The sequence below is a fragment of the Desulfopila sp. IMCC35008 genome, from assembly GCF_010646885.2.
GTDB lineage: Bacteria > Desulfobacterota > Desulfobulbia > Desulfobulbales > Desulfocapsaceae > Desulfopila.
The window spans coordinates 4,631,588-4,652,313 of sequence record NZ_CP050700.1 but is presented as its reverse complement, the minus strand read 5'-3'; the positions used below and the strand labels follow the sequence as shown (position 1 = coordinate 4,652,313).

Here is a 20,726-nt window from a genome sequence, read left to right as displayed (position 1 = left end):
TTGTTCCGTCGAGTAGTTTCCAACCCAAAACTGTAACTTCGCCGTGACCCAGCTCCGGAACCTGTATATTTAGTTTCGAAATATCAGTTCAATGCATGCAGCAAGATGATCGTATGTGCCTTGATCCTGAACGAAATCCCAGACCATTAAATGAAAATTAGATAAATAATATTTAAAATAAACTACAATCATGATGATGATTGACAAGGGTGTTGTTTTTCCTATACTCTTTTTGGAGATACACAGATGTATGACGAAATTTCATGAATAACCATGTTGTCAATCAGATTGATCTCATTTGTCTTTAAGAGGAGTAATTATGTCTGAGAAGCAGGTATCGAGCATGTTTCAGCGATCCTTTGTCATTCGGATCGGCCGTTCCCTCCTCATGCTGATTCTTATTATTGTTGTTGTCTACAGTCTGGTGGCAACATTGTATGCCACCAAGACCATTTTCAAGGTAAAGATGAATTATGCGGTGGTCCTGGAAAAGCTTGGTGGGAAACGGCAGGCGGTCACTGAAGTGGGCTGGCATCTACGTTTGCCTCTGTTTACCCGTATCGAGCAGGAAATGACGTTGATGAACCAGACCATGGATTTAGGGGGCACCAGTGAGCCCATGCGTATTATCACCAGTGAAAATGTAGCACTCTGGACTTCGGCGGCACTCACCTTCAGGATAAGGAGCCTGGATACATGGGCCATTGAGAATCAGAATCCGATGTTGTTATTGCAGGGAGATTATGACGGATTGGTTAAAGACGAGCTGCAGGCTGAAACGGTTGCCAACCTCATCCGGGATCGTCATCTTGTCCGTGAGAAGATCTTCACGACACTCAAGACCCGCCCTATCAATCAGGGGGGCCCTACCCTGGAGGAAAAATACGGTATTGAAGTTATCAGTTTTGTCCTCAAGGAAACTCGTTTTGGTGATAAACTTGTTGCTGCTTCTGAAGAAAAAAAGCGCAGAGAACTCATAGCCGAGGCGGAGAACTACGCAGCAGATCAGGAAGCGAGCCGGATTCGCAAGCTCTATACAGCTTATCTGGATGGTATCAGCAGGTTGCAAGAGGTGGTTGGCAGGGCGGACGGAACGACCGACCGGGCACTGCTTCAGTTCCTTGTCCAGCAAAAATGGGCGTCGGCCTACGAGAAGAACCAGACCGGACAGAACACGGTGGTTATCCAGAATACGGATAAAGTGCCGTCTGTCACCCTGCCCGCACCGGTTGCTTCCCCACCGGCTGCTGAGAACGAATAATAGTTTTCCGGAGAGCTCATGCCCCGTAGACTGACCAAGAAAATTCAGCATATCTGCCTGCCGGAAGAACGCATTCACGAGATTGAGGAAATTGTTGCCTCCTGGACCTTTGAAACCAAGGAGTTCATGAGGGCCCGGCTGAATCAGTATAAACCACCGTCTGATACAATCCGTAAACTCAATAGCAGACTGCGATGGATGTTTTTTGTCGGCAAGAAAGAAACGTTTACTATCCTGAAAGATCCTGAAATTATAACTGATTGGCAGAAAAGATTTGAACTCTCCGGTCAGGCATCGCCGCGCAAGGCCTGGAACGCCATCCTTGAAAAGGAGTTGTCCGGCAGCGATCACGCGTATATGTTGGCGCTCCTTAACCGGGAGATGTCGGGAGTGCATCTGCCGACAGAGTTAGCCGAGATTTTCGAGAAGGTCTACCGCGCCCATATCAGGAAAGAATATATTTCAGATCCGGATGTCCCCCAGGCCCCCCTGATACTTTTTATCGGTACAAGTGGCTCTGGAAAGACAGCGACAGCGGTTAAAGCTATCGAACAGGTTTTTTTCGGCGATGAGGTGCGTCCGGAGATCGACCTGGCAAAGGAAAAGGCGAGGGTGATGGGGAATATTCCGTTCTGGAAATCCCTGGAAGATGTCGCCCCTGGACTGGTGGAGGAAATTGAACGACGGAAGCGGCTGAAATGGTACCAGAGACTGTCGAGGATCCCACTCATCAGTTTCATTTTCAAGAAACGTATAGCACGAAACCTCAACGACCTCGAAGAACAGAGTTTACAGGTCGATTTTGCCAAGATCACCCCGAATGATTTCCAGACATCGCTTGCCGGGGAGCCGGGGAACTATCTTAAGCGCGCCTTCGGCAATCCCATGAAGAGTTCCATTCGTCATCTTGAAGAAGCCCATAGTGCTTTTGCCCGTAAGGAGACAACGGCAGCCGGAGGCGGTGGAGTGGAGCGGCAGCAAGGGACCCTGGTCGATACCTCTAATATTATCCTGGACGAGATCATCAACGGTAGCCGTGATTGCGTTTTGATTGCCACGTCCGATCAGCCTGAGGTGTTCGACACCGCGTTATACCGCCGTTTTGCCGAGAAAGGGTTGATAATCGACGTCTCCGATTATTGGCAAAACAAAACGAACATGGCTGAAATTATCCGTATTGAGTTGATACGGCATAATATCCGGGTTGCTCCGGAGGAGGAGCAGACAGAGCTGCCAAATATCTCCTGGATTACCCAGGAAGACCTGATGATCAGTGTGGGCAAGGTGTATCGGGTATTTGCAGATCGTGCGCTGCACGTTACTCCCGCCTATGTCCGAAAGCTGGTCAGTTATATAGTGGCTATCAAGGGTGGTTTTACTTCGGTTTATATGGATGATGGGTTGTTGGTCCGTAATGCCTTTGAGATGGTGGCCCGCAATGCTTTTGGTGATCTTTTCAAAAAGGTTGTGAACCGTATAGACCGTACCGCCCACTGGGAGGACTATGTTGGTGATATAAAAAATGTGTTTTCAGAGATGGCCAACAACTGCCTCCATTACGGCATCAGCGAGGAGAAAGGTGTTGTATTGAATGGCCCGCCGGGTAGCGGTAAGACCTTTCTGGTGCGAAGCTGGCTCAGTGAAAACAAGAATATCCATGATATCAGTGCCAGCCCTTCAACCCTGCACAACCCCTCGAACCCCATCGACGGTACGGTGGAAAATTTGGTGAAGGTATATGATATTGCCAAGATGATTGCCCCGGCTGTGGTCTTTTTTGACGAAGGTGATGCGCTGGCTCCCAGAAGAAGTGCCACCGGTGGTGCACCGTCTGACAGGTTGACCAACAAGTTCCTCTCAATTATCGATGGAGAGATACCCCTCTCCAAGGTTTTAACGGTGCTCACCACCAACAGGCTCGACCTGCTTGATCCTGCACTTATTCGATCTAAGCGGTTGAAGGTGCTTGAGGTGTCCGGTCAGTTAGGTCAGCGTGATATCAGCGGGATTGTCGATGCCGCCCTGGAAGGGATTCCGGTCGAGAAAGGGCTCTCTTCAAAAGAAGTTATTGATGGAGCCAAGGGGATCTGCCATACTCCGGCAGATTTCTCGGCTTTTGTGGAAAAGGCCCTGTCGCTCAGGGAGACGGAGATGACAGTCTTGAAAAAATTCAGGTCGATTTCATCCCTGTCAAAAGAAGACCAGGAGAATTTCCTCAAATTCAATGTAAAGACGCTCTCCGGAATTTTTCAGGCCCTTGGTGATACCAGCGGGCTCAAGGATATCCTCAAGGAATCCCCCGAGCTGTTCCTGAAAAAATATGACGAGGCAATGGCCAGGTTTGCGGTGATCCATGATGATAAGGATTATCCCCTTTGTCTCTCCCATCTGTGGAATGCGAGATCTGAATTATCCCAGAGCCCGACAAGAAAAGGTAAGGTTGAACTGGATGACTTTCTCGAAGCCGAACTCAGCAGGGAACCTCAGAAGGGTTTCATTGTTGGTGTAGGTGCCAATGAAACGGAAGGCGTACTCCTCCCGATCGCCACCAGTCTCACCTATTCTCTGTCGCCGGAAAAAGTCCTGGTGACGGGGGCTGTTTCCGCCTCCGGCGGTGAAGGCGCGCAGATGGAAATGGCTGTACAAATGACCCAGCAATCAGCGCAGGAGGCGTTGACACTCGTAAAAAACTATTTCCAGGCCCTGTTGCCAGAAGTCAGCATGGTGAAATTGCTTGGGGAATTTCTGGCGAAGTACACCATCCACCACCAGTTGCTGTCGGCATCTTATAACGTGGGGGGGCCGTCTGCCGGGTATGCCCTGGCGCTGAACACGTTGTCGGCCATACTGCATATCCCGATTTATAATGATTTCGGAATTACCGGCGCGCCCTGGACCAAGGGTGTGACCAAAGACGAGATCGGCGGTTCCGTGATAATCGGCGGTCATAAAATGAAAACTGAAAAGGTCCTGCAATACCTGCGCAGGATGTATATGCCCCGGCAGAATTATAAGAGTCTCGAAAACGATTTTCTTATCGGCTACTGGAGTCAGAATAAGGATGTTCTAGGGGTTTCATATTTTGGTGATCTGGTCCCTGAAACCATCTGGCTTGGAGACGAGTACGAGAAAACCCTGCTGGAATTGATCGAGCTGCGTATTTCCTATAAATTGAAAAAATACCAGAACAACGAACGTGATGAGGCCGCCAAGGAAAAGATTATCCGTCACAAGGCATTGCTCAGAAAACGTGCTGAAGACGAGATCATACGAAAACTGGAGGCGGTCCGTCACTATATTTCCAATCCGGACAACGATCCGCTCAGTTCCCTCGATATCATCTTCCAGGATAAAGGGAACCGTGGGGTCAAGAAAGTTCTGACCATTTTTGACCCGATCAAACAGCGGTTCAGGTGGACATCTAAATAACCCGCTTTACTCCACATTCCCTCTCTGTTATCCTTGCCTGCTGTGAGTATATCCTTTTTGCGTCCTTTTTCTCTTGGTTGATTCAATTGAGGTTCCATGAAATCGCTTACTGTTGAGAACATTGTTGCCATTGCCGAAAGTCCATCTATCTACACTAAGGGGGAAAGCCTCTTCCGTAAGGGGGCTTTCAGGCTTCTTGAGGCGGATGAGGCCAAGGGGGTATACCGGTACGAGGTGGAAGGGAGTTACGGTGATTACCAGACGATCATCCAGCTCGGTGATCCCTTTGATGTGACTTGTGACTGCCCCTATCCCGGTGCCGGATGCAAGCACGTCATAGCGGCCCTGCACCACCGGTTTGAGCAACAGCAGATGGACACCGTGAATGTATCGGTCGGCGAGGAATCTTTCTTGACCGGCGGTGAGATCCGGACCCAGGCCCTGGAAGATCGCAGGAAACGGGCTGCGAGAGAGGAGTTTCGGGTGAAAACCGGAGACATGTTCAAGGGTGATCACCTTATTGAAACCCCAAAAGGGAGGCAGTACCAGGTGACCTTGCATGATCCGGGCCTTGGTGCCGGCCACTGCTCATGCCCTGATTACCAGGTCAACCGGTTGGGGACGTGCAAACACATACTCTACCTTGTGGACTATCTGAAAGAAAAGAAATGGTATGAGCAACAGCTAGCCCGGGAGCGTTTTCCTTATATCGATATTTTCTGGGACGGTTCGGCTTCCCGTCCCCGGCTTTTTCATGAACGACCTGCATCGGTTAATAACAGGCTGCGGACGATTTTTGAGGAACTGTTTGATGAACATGGTTTTCTGCGTGATCCGGATCTGATTCATTTTGTTCCGTATCTTGAAAAGCTTGAGAACGAGAAGTTTGTCCGCATCCAGGAATCGGTGATGCGCAAAGTCGAACAGGCGGTGCTGGACAGCGAACTGCTGCAGGCTGAGCAGGAGCCGCTTCCCGACCTGTCTCATCTGCTCAAACTGCAACCGTATCACTATCAGGAAGAGGGTGTACGTTTCTGTCTCTACAAGAAGGGCAGCCTGATCGGCGATGAAATGGGGCTTGGAAAAACCCTGCAGGCAATCATACTTGCGATTCTGAAAAAGGAGATATTCGGTTTTAACAAGGTGCTGATAGTGACGCTGGCCTCCCTGAAGGATCAATGGAAACGCGAGATAGAGCGGTTCAGCTATGAACAGGCTCATATCATAAGCGGCAACTCGGAGAACCGGGAGCAAGGGTATGAGAATGCCGAATCACTTTTTAAAATCAGTAATTACGAGGCGGTGCTCCGTGATGTTGAGATCATCTCCCGATATAAGCCGGATCTCGTTATCCTTGATGAGGCCCAGCGTATAAAGAATTTTGAAACCAAGACGGCGGATGCCGTCAAGAGGCTGCCGCGCCAGCATGCCCTGGTGCTTACAGGTACGCCGCTTGAGAACAAACTTGAAGACGTCTATTCCATCGTCCAGTTTCTTGACCCGGAGCTGCTGAGTCCGCTCTGGCAGTTTGCAGCCAATCATTTCCTGCTGAGCCGCACCAAAAAGAATAAAATCCTTGGGTACAGGCAGCTCGACAAACTGCGCGAGAAATTACGACCCATTGTGGTGCGCAGGCGTAAGGAAGAGGTGCTTGATGAGCTGCCCGAGCAGGTCCGAAACGATTATTTTATCGATATGCATCCGGAGCAGGCACTGATCCATGCTGACTATAGTCGATCGCTTCTGCCGCTGATGAATAAGAAATTCCTCACTCCGATGGACCTTCGCCATATCCAGATGCTGCTCTTGAAAATGCGCCAGGTCTGCGATTCAACCCACCTTATCGATCGCGAAACCGATATCTCCCCAAAGCTGAATGAGCTTGCCAGCATCCTCGATGAGCTGGTTGTGGAAAACAAGCGCAAGGTTGTTATTTTCAGCGAGTGGCGGACGATGACGGCCCTGATAGGCAAGCACCTCTCCAGGGTTGGTATACCGTTTGTTGAACTATCCGGTAAGGTGCCGGTTGCCAAACGGCAATTATTGATCGATGAATTCAGTGAAAATCCAGACTGTAAGGTTTTTCTTTCAACCGATGCCGGAGGGACAGGGCTGAATTTGCAGGCTGCGGATTCTGTGATTAACTTTGAGATCCCCTGGAGTCCTGCCCGCTTGAACCAAAGGATTGGCAGGGTAAACCGGCTGGGACAGAAATCGGGATGTATCAATATAATCAACCTCATTTCCAGGAACTCTATCGAGGAACGTATTCTGGCAGGGAACCGACTCAAGAGTGAATTATTTGATTCCGTATTCGACGGAGGTTCCTCCGAGGTGATCTTTGATCGTGGGAAACGACAGGAGATGGTCGGCAAGCTGAGAGAGGTGATAGAAGCCGAGCTGCAATCTACGCCTGTCGAGGCAGAACCGGCGGCTGAACTCACAGACGATATGCCTCACTTCCTGAATAAAAAGGCACTGGAAAATGAACCTTTGGTTGATGATTACTTTGGTGAAGAGGAGGACGTGCCAGCTGCGGCAGGAACACAGGAACTTCCCAGGTCTGCAGAGCAGATGGAGGAAGTGTTAAACCAGGGTATGACGTTTTTGAGCGGTCTGCTGGAAGTGGCGACGGGAAAGAAGATGGAATCTACAGATGCATCCGGTAAAATGATCAGCCTCGACAAGAATACGGGTGAGGTGACCATGAAATTCAAACTGCCGGGTTTTGAATAAAATGAAGGGAATGATTATGGAATTGAAGAAGAGGGAAAAGCTGATGAACAATAGACTATCATTGTCGATAGTGGTGTTGGTCACCGCCGTTTTACTGGGCGGATGTGTGGTGAAAGATATCAGTCGGACGGTGGGGCATACGGTCAAGGGGGATTATTATCTCGATGCCGAGAAATACAGTGAGGGACGACAGAGCTTTGAGAAAGCCGTGCACCAAGATCCTGAGAGTGCATCTGCCAACTACTATTACGGCCGGTTCCTTTTGTATGATAAAAATTATGTAAAGGCCAAGGGGTACCTGGTTAAAGCAAGGGATAAGGAGCCGGACAATGCAGACTACCAGTTCTGGGCTGGTATCGGGTATGCAGGATTAAAAGACAGGAAAAGGGAAGAGGAGTGTTACCGCAACGCACTCAAGATCGATCCGAACCACCTGCAGTCACTTGTGTATCTCGGGCACAACCAACTCGAGAAAAAGCGATATCACGATGCCTTTAAGTATTACCAGAAGGCCTTGGATATCTGGCCGGGCAGCCCGTCGGCCCTTTATAACCGTGCGCTTATCCTGAAGAGGCTGGGACGAACACCCGAGGAAAAAATCGGCTGGTTGGAGTACCTCGATTATTACCCTTCGGGCCATATGGCCAGACGCGCCGTAGATCACCTTAACTATCTTGGCGATTTCTCATATCGGAACCACCGGTTGGGACCGCGCACTGTAACCCTTGAGAAGATATATTTTGAGCCGTTCAGTGATCGGTTGAGCGGAAATTCAGTTGAATCACTTAATCTGGTAGGTGGTATTGCTGAAAAGATGAAAAAGGGCAAGTTGCAGATTCTGGTTTACCAGAAAAATAACAAGAAGCTGGCCAAGGCGCGCGCCACGGCTATCCGGCAGTACCTTATCGAGGAGTTTCCTGGCCTTCCCCTCAAACGGATTGGTATCAGCTGGTTTGATAGTCCGCAGTCATTCAAGATTAAAAAGAAAAAAATGAAAATCGAGGAGTCCGTTTCGTTTTTTATCTCGGAAAAATGATGCTGGCCCTCACCCGAACTTCTCATCAGTCAAGGCGGCGTCCGGTTCAAGGTTTGTAGCAGTGAACCATAGTTGGCTATGTTTTTTGCTAAAATTCTGAATTGACACAATGTTCATGAGAAATACGGGCTAATCCTGGCATTTCTATTTGCGTACCGGTGTAATGGAGCCCCTTCCTTTTTTAGAAACCGAGGTGATCGGTACTTTTTTTGAAAGTGTGTTTTTTCTTGTGACGTAACAGGAGGCCGATCGTTTATTAGCTTAAAAGATATCGATATGGACCTTTCCGACAATCAGATTGTAACCGCCGTCCGAGACGGTGAAAAAGAGAGTTTCGCTGTTCTGGTGGAGCGATATGACACGGTTGTTTACAACCTGATGCGCCGTTATAGCCACTCGTCGGATGATGCGGCTGATATGACCCGGGAAGTGTTCTGCAGGGTGTATGAAAAACTGGGGCGATATCGAAAGCAGACCAGCTTTTTTGCCTGGTTGTATACCCTGGCACTCAATTATGCCAGGGATTGGAAAAAAAAAGAGTACTCGCAACAGCGTAAACTGGCTCGTTATGCAGAAGAAGTAAAAATGGAGTCGCCGGAGATACGACATGATCCGGAACGCCGTCAGGAGACCCAGCGGATGATGCTGGCCTTGGAAGGGCTTGAAGAGGACCGCCGGGAACTGCTTATCCTGCGCTATCGTCATGAGAGAAGTATCCGGGAACTTGCGGAGATTTTCAAGGTCTCCGAGAGTGCCGTAAAAATGAGAATACAACGGAGTCTGGGAGAGCTTCAGAACCTCCTCGGCGAGAAGTGATATGGACGTGGAAAGGAATACTGGAGAAAACAGGGAACTGATAGATTCGTTGAAGAGGCTTGACCTCGAGGATGTTCCTGACGGCCTGACTCAGGATATAATGGATCGTATCGATTCAGGTTCCGGTAGGGGGATAATGGCATGGTTACGGGAATTTTTTGTAAAATCCAGGCCGGTGGCATTTTCCTTTCGTCCCGTTTATGTGTGTGCTGTCCTGATTTTGGTGTGCGCCTCTTTCCTGGCAGGTCGTGTCAGTGTCGAGCCACAGCGTGAGGTCGCGTTGGCTCCGACACCTCAGACGTCCCGGGTGTTGTCTCCCACTCCGCATCAGACTTCACCTCTGGCCATCCCTGAGGATGTTGAGGGTTCCTACCAGGCGTACCTGATGGGCAGGGCGTTGCTTGAGTCTGAAAAAAATGTGCAGGCGATGCGCATGTTCAGGAAAGCATCGATCCTGGAACCCGATAATCCGGAATATGCTTATTGGGAGGGAGTTGGCTACTGGCGGCTGGGTTATCCGGAAAAAGAGAGACTAAGCTACCTTCGGGGGCTTGAGTCCGATCCCCGCTCCGTCCCTTTGCTTATTAATCTGGCCCACAATTACCTGAGCCAGCAAGAGTACGAAAAGGCCCTTGAGGCATATAGTGCGGTGTTGACGGTTTCTCCCGATGAGCCGGCTGCCCTTTATAACATTGGTCTGATTGCAAGGCAGCTTGGCCGGATAGATGATGAAACCGCTGCCTGGAAAGCGTACCTGGATGTCATCCGGGTTGGGAAATTTGCTTACAGGGCGGTGGAGAGGCTGAATGCATATGGAGATTACAGTTATCGTCTGTATCAGGTCGGCGTGAGAAAGGTGATCCTGGCAGCCAACGTACTGGCAGGAGAAGTATTTACAGAGGCTGATGTTCGGCGGGAGTTGGCTCCACTCGCAACAATTCTGGATAGTGATCGCCGCATTCAATTGGACGTCGTCGTCTTCAAGGCAAATGATAGCGTATATGCTTATAACAGGGCGCAAGATTTAAAAAAGATACTGGTTGATATGGCTGCAAGTGGTGGCGCGGAACGTATTAAACTCAGCTGGTTCGATGAACCAGAGGTTGTTGAGCGCGAGAATATGCAGCCGGTTGAACTGAATGAGAGCCTGCTGATTTTCAGCAGTGTTATCGAGGATAAACAGGAGGTGTAGGTTTGAAAAAGGAACTTTTAAAATATTGTGTGGCGGCCATTTTAAGTGCGCTTCTAGCTCTTTCCAGTCTTGCCTGGGCGGATGACGTACCGGGCGAAAATTCAACGGATGAATTTGATGCACCGAGTGATCTCTATGGAGATGGTGACCTGGGGGGAGACGATGCGGTTGGTGATCCGGCCGGTGATGACAGTGCTGATGATCCAACAGGTGGTGAAGAACCCAGTTATAAAAATGCGGCCCAGGCACATCATGCGGCAAACCTTCAGCAACAGGCGCTGGCCAACGACCCCGAATTGAACGAGGAAGCGGATAAGGTCGCAGAGGCGGAGAGTAAGCAGGATGCAGCCAGCAAGGAGCTGCAGGATGCACTTGCAGAAAAGGAAAGCTATTTCGATGAACTGGAGGAAGCAGAGAAAAAGGTTGCCGAAGCCCAGAAAGCGTATGAAGAGGCCTTGGCTTCCGGTGATCCTGATGCCACTCAGAAGGCACTGGATAACCTGAATGCCGCTAAACAGGGTGAGCTTGATGCACAGAACGATTATGACGGCGCGGTAAGTGCCTACGAAGGATTCGAAAAAGCCTACCAGAATGCCCTGCAGGAGACGGAGACTGCCCAGGAAAGATATGCTGAAATGCTCGGCGAGCGCACAGGTGTGCTGGCCGAAGAGATTGCGGATATGAGGCAGGTCCAGAAGATGGGCTGGGGTGAGATTGCTCATTTCCTTGGTGTTGAACCGAAATATCTGGGTCGTAAACTTGGCCATGCGAAGAACTGGAAAAGTCAGACAGGGGTCCAGGATCCGATTGAGACCGATGATTTGATTCCTGAAGAGCCGACGACTCTCGAGCAGGAGCTGGCTGAAGTGACCAAACGCAATGTCAAGAACGGCTGGAGCAGCAGCCACGGGATGAAATCAAGCAGCGCCAATAGTGCCAAGGACGGCATCGGCCTGGCGAAGTCGAGCGGCAAGGCCGTTGCCGATGCCAAGGGGAATAAAGGAAATAGCGGTAATAACGGTAATAAGAGCGGCTCCTTATCTTTAGCACAATCAGGTTCATCCGGCAAAAGTCAGAAGGGTGGTGTTTCCTCCCAGGGCAGCAGTAACAACAGCAGCAAGGATAAAAGTCCGGGTAACAGTAGCAGTAATAACAGTAGCGGTAACAACGGCAAGAGCGGCAATAGCGGCAATAGCGGCAATAGCGGCAATAACGGTAATAACGGTAATAACGGTAAAAGTGGTGATAACAACGGTAAAAGTGGTGATAACAACGGTAAAGGAGGGGGCAAGAAAAAATAGTCTCTTTGGTACAACCTGACTACCACTTTATATAGAACCCCAGTCGGGCGGTAGAGGAACAGTAGTTCCCCGATCCCCACCTCTATCGCCCGGCACCTTTTCATCCTCCCTTTACGTCTCCTGTATCAGGAAAAGCAACTTTTCAATTTTGCTCAATTCTGGATCGTAATCGTTCGGTAAAAACACAAACATCTTCCGCCTTCATATTGGGAAAAATAACCATAAATTCTTCCTGAATAGCATCATGACGCGGTCAAGGCGGAGAGTGGTTGGGGGGGACGTATTCATATTATAGAGCTTAACGGTCCTTTGTTAATTTCAACAGACGCCCGCCTTTTTTATCCTCTAAAACCCAGATTGCACCATCGGGCCCCTGCTCGACTTCGCGGATTCGCTTGCCCATTGCGAAACGTTCTGCTTCCCACGCTTTATCACCTGATATCTCGATTCGTACCAATGACCTTGAAGCCAGGCCTCCTAAAAATGCATCACCCTTCCATTCCGGAAAAAGGGAGCCACTGTAGATAATTAAGCCGGCAGGTGCAACGGTTGGTACCCAGTACACCGCTGGAGCATGAAAATCGGGACGGGTATTGTGGTCAGGTATGTCTACGCCTGAATATTGGTTTCCCCAGGATACAACTGGCCAACCGTAATTGTCGCCAGCCTTAATCAGGTTGAACTCATCTCCGTGTTTCGGACCCATTTCATGGGTCCACAGCCGATCACTTTGATCAAAGGCAATTCCGAGCATATTGCGGTGTCCGAGTGACCAGAAGGTTTTTGCCAGCTCGCCCTGGTCCTGGATTGGATTGTCGGCAGGTACGGTACCATCATCATTTATTCGGATAATTTTACCGAGATTTTGGGTCAAATCCTGGGCTGGTTTTTGTTTTTGCCGTTCGCCGGAAGTAATAAACAGTTTTCCGTCAGCGCTGAAAGCCAGTCGATGTGAATAATGCCCATATCCTTTGACCTTGGGTTCCTGTCGCCAGATGACTGTAGCATTTCGTAATTCTGCCCGTCCTTGGCTGGTTTCAAGAGAGGCCATAACAACTGCGGCACCTCGAGTACCGTTTTCGCCTTCTTCTGCATACGAGAGATATATGCGATGATTGGTTTTATAGTGAGGGTGAAGTACCACATCACCAAGCCCCCCCTGGCCGCCATAGGCTACCCTGGGAACTCCGGTGACGGATATCCTTGATGCTCCGTCCGCACTGACCAGAAAAAGATTCCCCGACTTTTCTGTAATCAGCAGCCGCCTGTCAGGCAGGAAGGTCATTGCCCAGGGCTCATTGAATGATGCGTACTCCTTGACCAATAGGACTGAACCCGCAGAACCTTTTACTTTTGCAGATACAGAGTCGGCATTGGCCAAGTTAACCGACATGAAGAGCAACATGAAAACCGAAACGAGACATCTGACGCGTTGATAAGTGTTCATAGTTCTGACCTTTTGTACACTACCTGAACTGAAGAGGAATTCGGGTGAGGAAATACAGCCCCCCATGCCCATGAGTATCCTCTGTGCTAATGCATTAGCACAGACAGCTCCAGGTAATACAATATCTACCAGGGCCTGTTTATAGATGCTGTCCCATGGGATAACCGAGTAAGAGGGATTGATGGAGCTGTTTCCTCAGCACGTATATCAGCGTTTCATTCTTAATCTTATCTCCGAACCTGTAAAAGGAGTGAGTTACCTTCTTTACAATTTAAAGGCCCGGAGAGTGAGGAAATTGACTATTTTGTACTGAGAACCTCAAGAGTGACCAGAATTTCAACGTCTTTTCCTACTACACCGTACTCAAAAAACTTCCCGGAGCCGATACCGTAGGCAAGCCTGTCTATGGTGATCTTTCCATTAAAACCGGCGACCTCTTTCCCTTTCTCCATGGGATGATCCTTAATTCCTTCCAGGGTTAAAGGTAATACGAGGTCGTACTTTTTCCCTTTGACCGTGAAAACCCCATGTACATCGAAGGTGTTTTCACCTGAACTCAAAATCTTATTGCTGGTGAAAACAAGCTTCGGGTGTTTGGCGGCGTCAAAGAAATCAGCCGAGAGAAGATGTTTGTCTCTTTTGGCAATGGCTGTGTTGATTGATTTTACATCAATCTCGAAGACCATTTTGCTCTCTGCAAGGTTTTTCGGATCAAAATGAACCTCTCCTGAGTAGTCGCCGAAAAAACCATGTACTTTGGAAAAAATATGATCAACGCTGAAGTAAAAATTTGAATGAGCCTTGTCGATGTCCCAGGCCCGGGCTCCTGCCTGGCTTTGAGTCGCGAAAAGAAGTGAAACACAAAAAGCAGTTAGTATAGCTTTTATTTTACTCATAATATCCTCCAGGGGGAAAAGGTTGTATCTCTTGTAGCCATTTCAATTTGCCCAGGGAAACGATCTGTTCTTCATTTTCTCTGTTTCCATTTCCCATATGAATAAGTCAGTAATACTGAAATGAAGAGAATCAAGATGTAAATACGCGGGGCAGTCTGCCTGAAAGCGTCAGAAACAAAAACGATATGTGCCCCGACACCCAAACAAGCTGTGAGACCAAGAAGTCTATGCGTGGTTTTCCATTGTGGATAAGGGATCGCCAATTTCAACCGGAGCCAGTTGCTAACAGCGAGCAAGAGAAGAAGCAGGAAAGCGAGAAAGCCCAGCATTTCAGGCCAGAACTTCCATCCAACCGGCAGGTTTGCTAGTCCTTCAGGAACGAGAATGAGCAGAACATGCGCCATGACTGCAACCGGTATCATCTTGCCGATAAAGCGGTGTGTGCTGCTGAGTGATGCCACCCCGAAAATTTTTGTAAGAAATGGCGGACGGGCAATTAATACGAGTTGGCACCATACCAGGCAGACAGAATACAAACCGACAAGCTGGCCAGCGATCAGGAGAGTCCTGTCAGTGCCGATTTTATACCAAAGAGTCTGGGTCTGGTGAGAAAAAGGAAACAGGGTTACCAGGATAAAGAAAATGATCAGGAACCCTATGACAGCAAGCTTTGAAATAGAAGAACCGATAGGGCCTTTTTCGCTGGGTTGCATAAGGTGGTAAATGTCAGGTTGATATATTTATGATTGAGTCCAGAAAGAGGACTGTCTTGAGGACAGGATAAGACAAAAACGGGATTGTACCAGCTTCAGTTGGACAGAAATGGATACTGCCTGAGTCGCATATGCTCTTAGAGTAGCAAAACAGCAGATTCTCCCCGCTGCCCTTTGGGGCTATTGCTCAAAGAACCCAATATCGCTGCGGTGTGATGGTTTGACAGCTGTCCATAGGGTATTATCCTGTCAGTATGCGGTATTTGTAACTGTCCAGTTGCAAATACAAAAATATTTATAGAATTGGGAGATTAATTATGATGAATAAATTGATCTTAAAAGCATTATTGTTGGTTTTAGTACTATTGCTGGTCTCATGCGCACCGAAACAGAAATCGATAACAGTTGATTTTGGGAGTGTTTCACCTGGTACCTCTGTTGAAAAGCAAGGGAAAAAACTGACCCTCACCGGTACTGGTATAGAGGTCGGACAGCGGCTACCGGAAACGGCTCTTGTCGATGCGGTTTCCATGCAGCCAATAAACCTTCAGGAGTTCAAAGGACAGGTATTGCTGCTGAGTATCGTCCCCTCAATTGATACTAAGGTGTGCGAGGCGCAGACGCACTATCTGGGAGAAGAAGGTGATACTTTGCCGTCAACTGTTACACGTATCACTATCAGTCGCGATACACCATTTGCCCAATTGCGCTTTGCAGAGGAAGCAAACCTTACAGATATTCAATATCTGTCGGATTACAAAGAAGGCTCTTTCGGCCGCTCTGTGGGGCTGCTGCTCGACGGACCCCGTTTACTTGCGAGATCCGTCGTTATTGTAGATAAGCAGGGAATAGTCCGGTATATCCAGGTAGTGCCTGACATCACCCATTTGCCTGATATGGAAAAAGCCTTTTTGAAGGCGGTTGAATTTGCCAGGGAGCCATGAACTATTCATGTTTTTTCTCCTGGCCTTACTTTACGGGTTCGATACGAGGGAACGTCCAGGAGCCATCGAGGATTTCCTTTCGCGGCTGGTACATGCGGACGGCGTAATTCCAGCCTTCGGTAATGGGTAAGTAGTTCAAACCTTTGGGGTCGCCGCCGAAATGGATCGTATACGAACCGTCCGCGTTGGGTTTGGCGGAAAAGTTGTTGTAGCTGTTTCTGCCGAGATCGTTTGCTTCGAGATATCCATCTGCGTTGTAGACTGTAATAGACCAGAACGCATCTACCGGTACGTCTTTCACGGTTACCGCGTACGGTGTTTTACCATCGTTTTTGTCGACGCTGTCCATTACGTACATGGCGGCAGAGCGCGGCATTCCGCCCCAGCCGGCCGCAGCGCCAACCAGATAGTCGATCGGGCGGACGTTTTCTTTTTGGCCGAAGGCATAGGACGCGTCGAAGCCAAGGGCGGCAAGATCACTGAGTGCCTTACGCGCAACAGTGAGGTTTTTTGTGTCCCAGTTTGGTGCCTCGAAAGGACCGTTTCCACCACCGCTGATCTCGATCTTGTCCTGAGCCGCATGGGCATTATCGAGGTCGGCGGGATCACCGGCATTGTAAAAGGTTCGGACGGTCACAAGCGCAAAACGCGTGCCCACTTGATCTTCGGTCAGTTCGTAGACTCCCGGTTTCGATTTCACGAACATGTAGTGGTCCTGGTTGACCACGTGCATTGACATGTAGCGGCCGTCGACCTCAGGCAGCGTGATCTTTACCGGCTTGGACAGGTCCAGAACCGCTCCGGAGTAGAGGGTATCCTGGTTCATGCGGATGACGGGCTGATTGTCGGGCGTTGTGGGCTCTCGCAGATGCGCGAATTGTCCGAGGCTGACGTCGAATGCCTTCATGTTGGCACGAATCATGTGGTCCGATTCAGCACGCACGAAGTTGGAAAGGTTTACGCTGACCGTCTGCTCACTCTTGTCTGCGAGAACCGATGAAGCGAACAGGGCAGTCGCCAGGATGATCAGTGGGGTGATTACTTTCATGTTTATTCCTTTCTTTTGAGGTTTATTGTCTCGAGTTATTCTGCCTGTTCCTTTTTGGGACTTTTCAGGTTTCTTGTATAAAAGCGCCAAAACCAAACTGATCGAAAAGAACATGGTTGTGTGTTTAAAAACAAATTCCTTCGAGCAGGTCTGACTGTAGTACCGGGAACGTTTATCCCCCTTTGTTCTTGTCACTGAGTAACTGCTGAGAGTAAGATAAGATATCCTTGTTTGACCCGAGCAGTATTGAAATCCATTGGGTCGACTCATATTCTGATAAGGCTATTTTCAGGGCCATAGTCAGAGGCACCGACAGCAGCATCCCCACCGGTCCAAGAATCCAGCCCCAGAAGAGCAGCGAGAGAAATACCACAAGCGATGAAAGGCCCACACCTTGTCCCATAACTTTTGGTTCGATGAGGGAACCAATAACTGTGTTTATTGTCAAAAAGCCAACTGCTGTGACAATAGCCTGAGGAGGGCCGAACTGAATTAATGCCAGAAGGACCGGAGGGACAGCAGCAATCAGGGAGCCGATATTGGGGATAAAGTTGAGAATGAAGGCGAGAAGGCCCCAGAGAACGGGGAAGTCAACTCCTTGAAACCTGAGAAGAAGGTAAACTATTGTGCCGGTTGCCAGGCTTGTAAGGGCCTTGATGGCCAGGTATCGGTTTACGCCTTGTGTAATAGCAGAGTAACTGTTGAGCGCTCCTTTTTTGTCGTGGCTGACGGCTTGTATTTTCAGTGGCAGAACGGTCGCTTCAAACACCAGGAAAATATACATGAGGAGAATGAGAAAGGCGTTTTTCATTAAACCTCCGAGGCCATTCAAGGTGCTTGTTACAAGCCTCATGATTCTGGTCGGGTCGAAAATATCTTCAAGCATCGCTCTGTCTATAGTGATTCCGTAACCATCAAGCCATGACCAGGCATCGCCGATGATTGTTCGGAGACGATCCTGATAGAAGGGGACACTCTTGGTGAAATCTCCAAGTGCTGACCCTATGAGTATAACGAGCAGAAACCATACTCCAACTGCAATAATAAGAATAATCAGAAGGCTGGCGAGTTCCGGTATCCCCCTTTTTTCCAGCAATATGAGGAGCGGAAGGCTGACGATCGTGAGAAAGATAGCAAGCAGAAATGGTACGATTAATGCTGCGGCGGCTTTCATGCCGGCAACCACAACCACGAATGCTGCCATGTTGATTAAGGCATTTCTGGAACTTCTGGACATGTGATTAATTCCTTGCCAGATAAACAATCGGCGACTGAACCAAGGATAAAAAAGATATGGCAGCAGTTTTAATTTCAATTAAAGAATCGGTCAGATATAATTATCTGATTATAATCAAAAAAAAACTCCAAAACAATTCATCTCTCCATGTTGGCATGTGTAAGGAAAAATGCCAACATGCTGAGTAGCCCGATTATGCGTCTTCAAATAGAATAAGGAAATTGAATTTCTGTAAATTGACGTGTTATTGGCAACAGTTATGGTGCCGTTCTGCTTCTTTTCTCGTGCTTGATGCTGTCGTTTTCATCGCCTGGGCCGGATGACCTCTTAACCTTCAGGGCTGAATATATCTCCTCCTGTTGAACGTACCAGAAAGCATGAAATGACCTTTTGGCAATATCCGGATGATGTGGTAAATCCTAATAAGGTTTGCAGCATGATGCTGCAAGCCTTTTTTGTCTTGCGGATGCTTTAATTCAAAGCAAGCCGATTGTTGATTGATGTAATCCAGGGTAACTTAGTTAGTTCCCATCCTAAAACTCATCATTCTGTTCAATATCGAGACATGCGAAAAATTTTACCACAGGCATATAATGGATATCTCGGAGTCTCGTCCCTCACTTGCCGTGGGATAAAATTTTGAGCATAACGAAGATATTGACCCAAAGGGCTGTTTTAGGATGGGAACGAGTTTATTAACAAGTCGAGATGGTACCCGCAGCAGCGGCTGTCATATTCACAGGCCCATCCCTGACTGACATTACGTTATCCACAAACCCCACGCTGGTCTGGGACAGTTGGATGAGCAGTATAAGGCCGATCTGTTAGAGAAGCAGTACCGTTTTTTTTAGATGGGAGGTAGTTAATGACAGTAGAAGTCAGCATCTCGTCAGGAGGAAAAGCATCCTGTTCGCTTAAAAAGAGTCGGTTTACAGAACCAGGTTTGAGAATATATGAAAATATGGGTAGATGCGGATGCCTGTCCGGTCGTTATAAAAGAGATCCTGTACAAGGCGTCTGAACGCAGGCGAATAGAAACGACGTTTGTTGCCAATCGAGCTTTACGTGTGCCACGATCGCTACATATAAAAACGTTGCAGGTGCCACAAGGGTTTGACGTTGCCGATAATGAAATCGTAAAGAAGCTTGAGGGAGGAGATCTTGTTATCACTGCGGATATCCCTCTTGCCGCTCAGGTTATCGAAAAGGGCGGGTTCGCCCTGAGTCCTCGAGGGGAATTGTTTACAGAAGACACCATACAGTCACGGTTGAGCATACGGGACTTCATGGATGACCTTCGGGCTACTGGTGTGGATACCGGAGGGCCGGCAGCGTTAAACAGGAGTGATCGGCAGCAATTTGCCAATAAACTTGATATGCTGCTGGCCAGGTACGGACAGAATTAGCGTGGATGTTTCTGGGAATAGCATTGTTACTTTTCCCCCATCAAGCGAGCCATAAATATCAAAGCATTATTGCGTTGATATGGTTCGGTCCCACGGCATGTGGGGCAGTATCTATTTAGGTGCCAGTTCCCCAGCCATAGACAATGTTTACCCTCGGTTTCCACTCAATGCCAACTTGTGTAGTGTGTTGACGGTGGCAGAGGTTATCTAAGGTGCACGCCAGGAAATTCGAGGACGTCACCGCCCGAGCCTGTGAGCAATTCCAGTTCGCCGGGTACATCTTTTTGACCCGGGAGGTAATAGTGTGATAGGATTCTGGTGACTGTCCTGGGCTTCGGTTGTTGAACTTGTTTCGTGTAAATAGTTCCCAGCCTACAACTCAGCATTCTGTTCAATATCGAGGCGTGGCCTAATTATTTACCGCACGCATATGTACGATATTCGGAGGATAAATAATTTAACCGGAATGCTGAGATTGGGAGAAGGCTCGTTTTAGGACGGGAACTAAATAGTGGAGTAGTAAAGTGTCATGAAAAGAAAATTGAATCACTGGTTGCTAAGAGTGTCTGTTTTCCTGATTTGTTTCCTGACTTTTGGTGTGAATTTCTCGACAGCGGAAGAAACGGTTTACGTCCTCAGCTACAGTCCCGGAACCCTTTTTCATCAGTTAGTCAAAAAACGAGTAAAGGATGTCTATGAAAGAGCCGGTTTCAAAGTGAGGTTTGAGGCGCTGCCGCATCTTCGCTCACTGGAAAGTGCAAATTCAGGGAAGGTTGACGGTGATGTCGGACGAATTTCAGCTATTGAAAGCAAATATCCTCATTTGAGGCGAGTTGACGTTAAATTGATGGACCTGAATGGTGCCGCATATACCCTTCATGATGATATCAATTCGTATAGTGAAGATATAATCCAGAAGTACAGGATAGGTTCAGTGCTGGGAGTTCGTTGGACAAAGAGAATGATGCAAGGGTTGCAGGTGACAACGGTAAAAGATTATTCAGCACTCTTTCAGGTGCTTCTGTATGACAGGGTGGATGTTGTCCTGGCAACAGAAGCAAGTGCCGACGCCGTACTGCAGGAATTAGGTGGTCAGGCAGATGGGATTCGTAAACTGAAGCCTTTTATCCTCTCTGCACCAATTTACCATTATGTATACCAGAAAAATGAGGCAATTATTCCCTCTCTTGAAAAAGCGATAACAGAACTGGTCCAGGAAGGGTTTTGGGATGAATTCGGCAAGGGGAATCTGAAACCGTGATTC

General features: G+C 48.5%; 15 protein-coding genes. 10 read left to right on the top strand and 5 right to left on the bottom strand.

The window, feature by feature from the left end; genetic code table 11:
• Nucleotides 1-319 precede the first annotated feature (319 nt).
• The 7 genes from GA520_RS20065 (at nt 320) to GA520_RS20035 (ending at nt 11,771) form a co-directional block, all read left to right on the top strand.
• Complete coding sequence (locus tag GA520_RS20065) at nt 320-1,261, top strand: SPFH domain-containing protein (RefSeq protein WP_163337368.1); 942 nt, start codon at nt 320-322, stop codon at nt 1,259-1,261.
• Between the two features lie 18 nt (nt 1,262-1,279).
• Complete coding sequence (locus tag GA520_RS20060; RefSeq protein WP_163337367.1) at nt 1,280-4,690, top strand: AAA family ATPase; 3,411 nt, start codon at nt 1,280-1,282, stop codon at nt 4,688-4,690.
• 96 nt (nt 4,691-4,786) lie between these two features.
• Nucleotides 4,787-7,426 (top strand): SNF2-related protein, encoded by a 2,640-nt coding sequence (locus GA520_RS20055; RefSeq protein ID WP_163337366.1) that lies wholly within the window; start codon nt 4,787-4,789, stop codon nt 7,424-7,426.
• Between the two features lie 16 nt (nt 7,427-7,442).
• Complete coding sequence (locus GA520_RS20050) at nt 7,443-8,462, top strand: tetratricopeptide repeat protein (RefSeq protein ID WP_163337365.1); 1,020 nt, start codon at nt 7,443-7,445, stop codon at nt 8,460-8,462.
• A gap of 276 nt (nt 8,463-8,738) precedes the next feature.
• The gene (locus tag GA520_RS20045) at nt 8,739-9,278 is read left to right on the top strand and encodes an RNA polymerase sigma factor (protein ID WP_163337364.1); all 540 of its coding nucleotides are present in this window, start codon (nt 8,739-8,741) and stop codon (nt 9,276-9,278) included.
• Between the two features lies 1 nt (nt 9,279).
• Nucleotides 9,280-10,470, top strand: a complete 1,191-nt coding sequence (locus tag GA520_RS20040) for a tetratricopeptide repeat protein (protein WP_163337363.1) — start codon at nt 9,280-9,282, stop codon at nt 10,468-10,470.
• 2 nt (nt 10,471-10,472) lie between these two features.
• Nucleotides 10,473-11,771 carry a hypothetical protein gene (locus tag GA520_RS20035; protein ID WP_163337362.1) on the top strand — a complete coding sequence of 433 codons (1,299 nt, stop codon included), beginning with the start codon at nt 10,473-10,475 and terminating at the stop codon, nt 11,769-11,771.
• A 298-nt stretch (nt 11,772-12,069) separates the two neighbouring features.
• Here GA520_RS20035 and GA520_RS20030 read toward each other — a convergent pair whose 3' ends face one another.
• The 3 genes from GA520_RS20030 to GA520_RS20020 form a co-directional block, all read right to left on the bottom strand.
• Nucleotides 12,070-13,218, bottom strand: coding sequence for a PQQ-dependent sugar dehydrogenase (locus GA520_RS20030; protein WP_163337361.1), 1,149 nt, complete (start codon nt 13,216-13,218; stop codon nt 12,070-12,072).
• Nucleotides 13,219-13,517: 299 nt separating this feature from the next.
• A complete protein-coding gene (locus GA520_RS20025) occupies nt 13,518-14,114 on the bottom strand; it encodes a YceI family protein (RefSeq protein WP_163337360.1) in 597 nt (198 codons plus the stop codon).
• Between the two features lie 71 nt (nt 14,115-14,185).
• Nucleotides 14,186-14,827: a ferric reductase-like transmembrane domain-containing protein gene (locus GA520_RS20020; RefSeq protein WP_163337359.1), complete on the bottom strand. Its 642-nt coding sequence runs from the start codon at nt 14,825-14,827 to the stop codon at nt 14,186-14,188.
• Between the two features lie 317 nt (nt 14,828-15,144).
• On the opposite strand from GA520_RS20020, the gene tpx reads away from it, so the two are divergent.
• Nucleotides 15,145-15,771 (top strand): thiol peroxidase, encoded by a 627-nt coding sequence (tpx, locus tag GA520_RS20015; protein ID WP_163337358.1) that lies wholly within the window; start codon nt 15,145-15,147, stop codon nt 15,769-15,771.
• 25 nt (nt 15,772-15,796) lie between these two features.
• Here the strand turns inward: tpx and GA520_RS20010 are convergent, their stop codons facing one another.
• Together GA520_RS20010 and GA520_RS20005 are read right to left on the bottom strand one after the other, a co-directional pair.
• Nucleotides 15,797-16,819 (bottom strand): DUF1214 domain-containing protein, encoded by a 1,023-nt coding sequence (locus tag GA520_RS20010; protein WP_163337357.1) that lies wholly within the window; start codon nt 16,817-16,819, stop codon nt 15,797-15,799.
• Between the two features lie 172 nt (nt 16,820-16,991).
• Nucleotides 16,992-18,056 (bottom strand): AI-2E family transporter, encoded by a 1,065-nt coding sequence (locus GA520_RS20005; RefSeq protein ID WP_163337356.1) that lies wholly within the window; start codon nt 18,054-18,056, stop codon nt 16,992-16,994.
• A gap of 953 nt (nt 18,057-19,009) precedes the next feature.
• Here GA520_RS20005 and GA520_RS20000 point away from each other — a divergent pair.
• Together GA520_RS20000 and GA520_RS19995 are read left to right on the top strand one after the other, a co-directional pair.
• Entirely contained in the window at nt 19,010-19,462 is a 453-nt protein-coding gene (locus GA520_RS20000; protein ID WP_163337355.1) for a YaiI/YqxD family protein, read from the top strand.
• 529 nt (nt 19,463-19,991) lie between these two features.
• A complete protein-coding gene (locus GA520_RS19995; RefSeq protein ID WP_163337354.1) occupies nt 19,992-20,723 on the top strand; it encodes an ABC transporter substrate-binding protein in 732 nt (243 codons plus the stop codon).
• Nucleotides 20,724-20,726: the final 3 nt, after the last annotated feature.

Bases quoted from the DNA above. Each gene is read 5' to 3' on its own strand.
- GA520_RS20050 (WP_163337365.1), top strand. From the start codon at position 7,443: ATGGAATTGAAGAAGAGGGAAAAGCTGATGAACAATAGACTATCATTG.
- GA520_RS20030 (WP_163337361.1), bottom strand. From the start codon at position 13,218: ATGAACACTTATCAACGCGTCAGATGTCTCGTTTCGGTTTTCATGTTG.
- GA520_RS19995 (WP_163337354.1), top strand. From the start codon at position 19,992: ATGAAAAGAAAATTGAATCACTGGTTGCTAAGAGTGTCTGTTTTCCTG.
- GA520_RS20040 (WP_163337363.1), top strand. From the start codon at position 9,280: ATGGACGTGGAAAGGAATACTGGAGAAAACAGGGAACTGATAGATTCG.
- GA520_RS20005 (WP_163337356.1), bottom strand. From the start codon at position 18,056: ATGTCCAGAAGTTCCAGAAATGCCTTAATCAACATGGCAGCATTCGTG.
- tpx (WP_163337358.1), top strand. From the start codon at position 15,145: ATGATGAATAAATTGATCTTAAAAGCATTATTGTTGGTTTTAGTACTA.
- GA520_RS20025 (WP_163337360.1), bottom strand. From the start codon at position 14,114: ATGAGTAAAATAAAAGCTATACTAACTGCTTTTTGTGTTTCACTTCTT.
- GA520_RS20060 (WP_163337367.1), top strand. From the start codon at position 1,280: ATGCCCCGTAGACTGACCAAGAAAATTCAGCATATCTGCCTGCCGGAA.
- GA520_RS20055 (WP_163337366.1), top strand. From the start codon at position 4,787: ATGAAATCGCTTACTGTTGAGAACATTGTTGCCATTGCCGAAAGTCCA.
- GA520_RS20020 (WP_163337359.1), bottom strand. From the start codon at position 14,827: ATGCAACCCAGCGAAAAAGGCCCTATCGGTTCTTCTATTTCAAAGCTT.
- GA520_RS20045 (WP_163337364.1), top strand. From the start codon at position 8,739: ATGGACCTTTCCGACAATCAGATTGTAACCGCCGTCCGAGACGGTGAA.
- GA520_RS20010 (WP_163337357.1), bottom strand. From the start codon at position 16,819: ATGAAAGTAATCACCCCACTGATCATCCTGGCGACTGCCCTGTTCGCT.
- GA520_RS20000 (WP_163337355.1), top strand. From the start codon at position 19,010: ATGAAAATATGGGTAGATGCGGATGCCTGTCCGGTCGTTATAAAAGAG.
- GA520_RS20065 (WP_163337368.1), top strand. From the start codon at position 320: ATGTCTGAGAAGCAGGTATCGAGCATGTTTCAGCGATCCTTTGTCATT.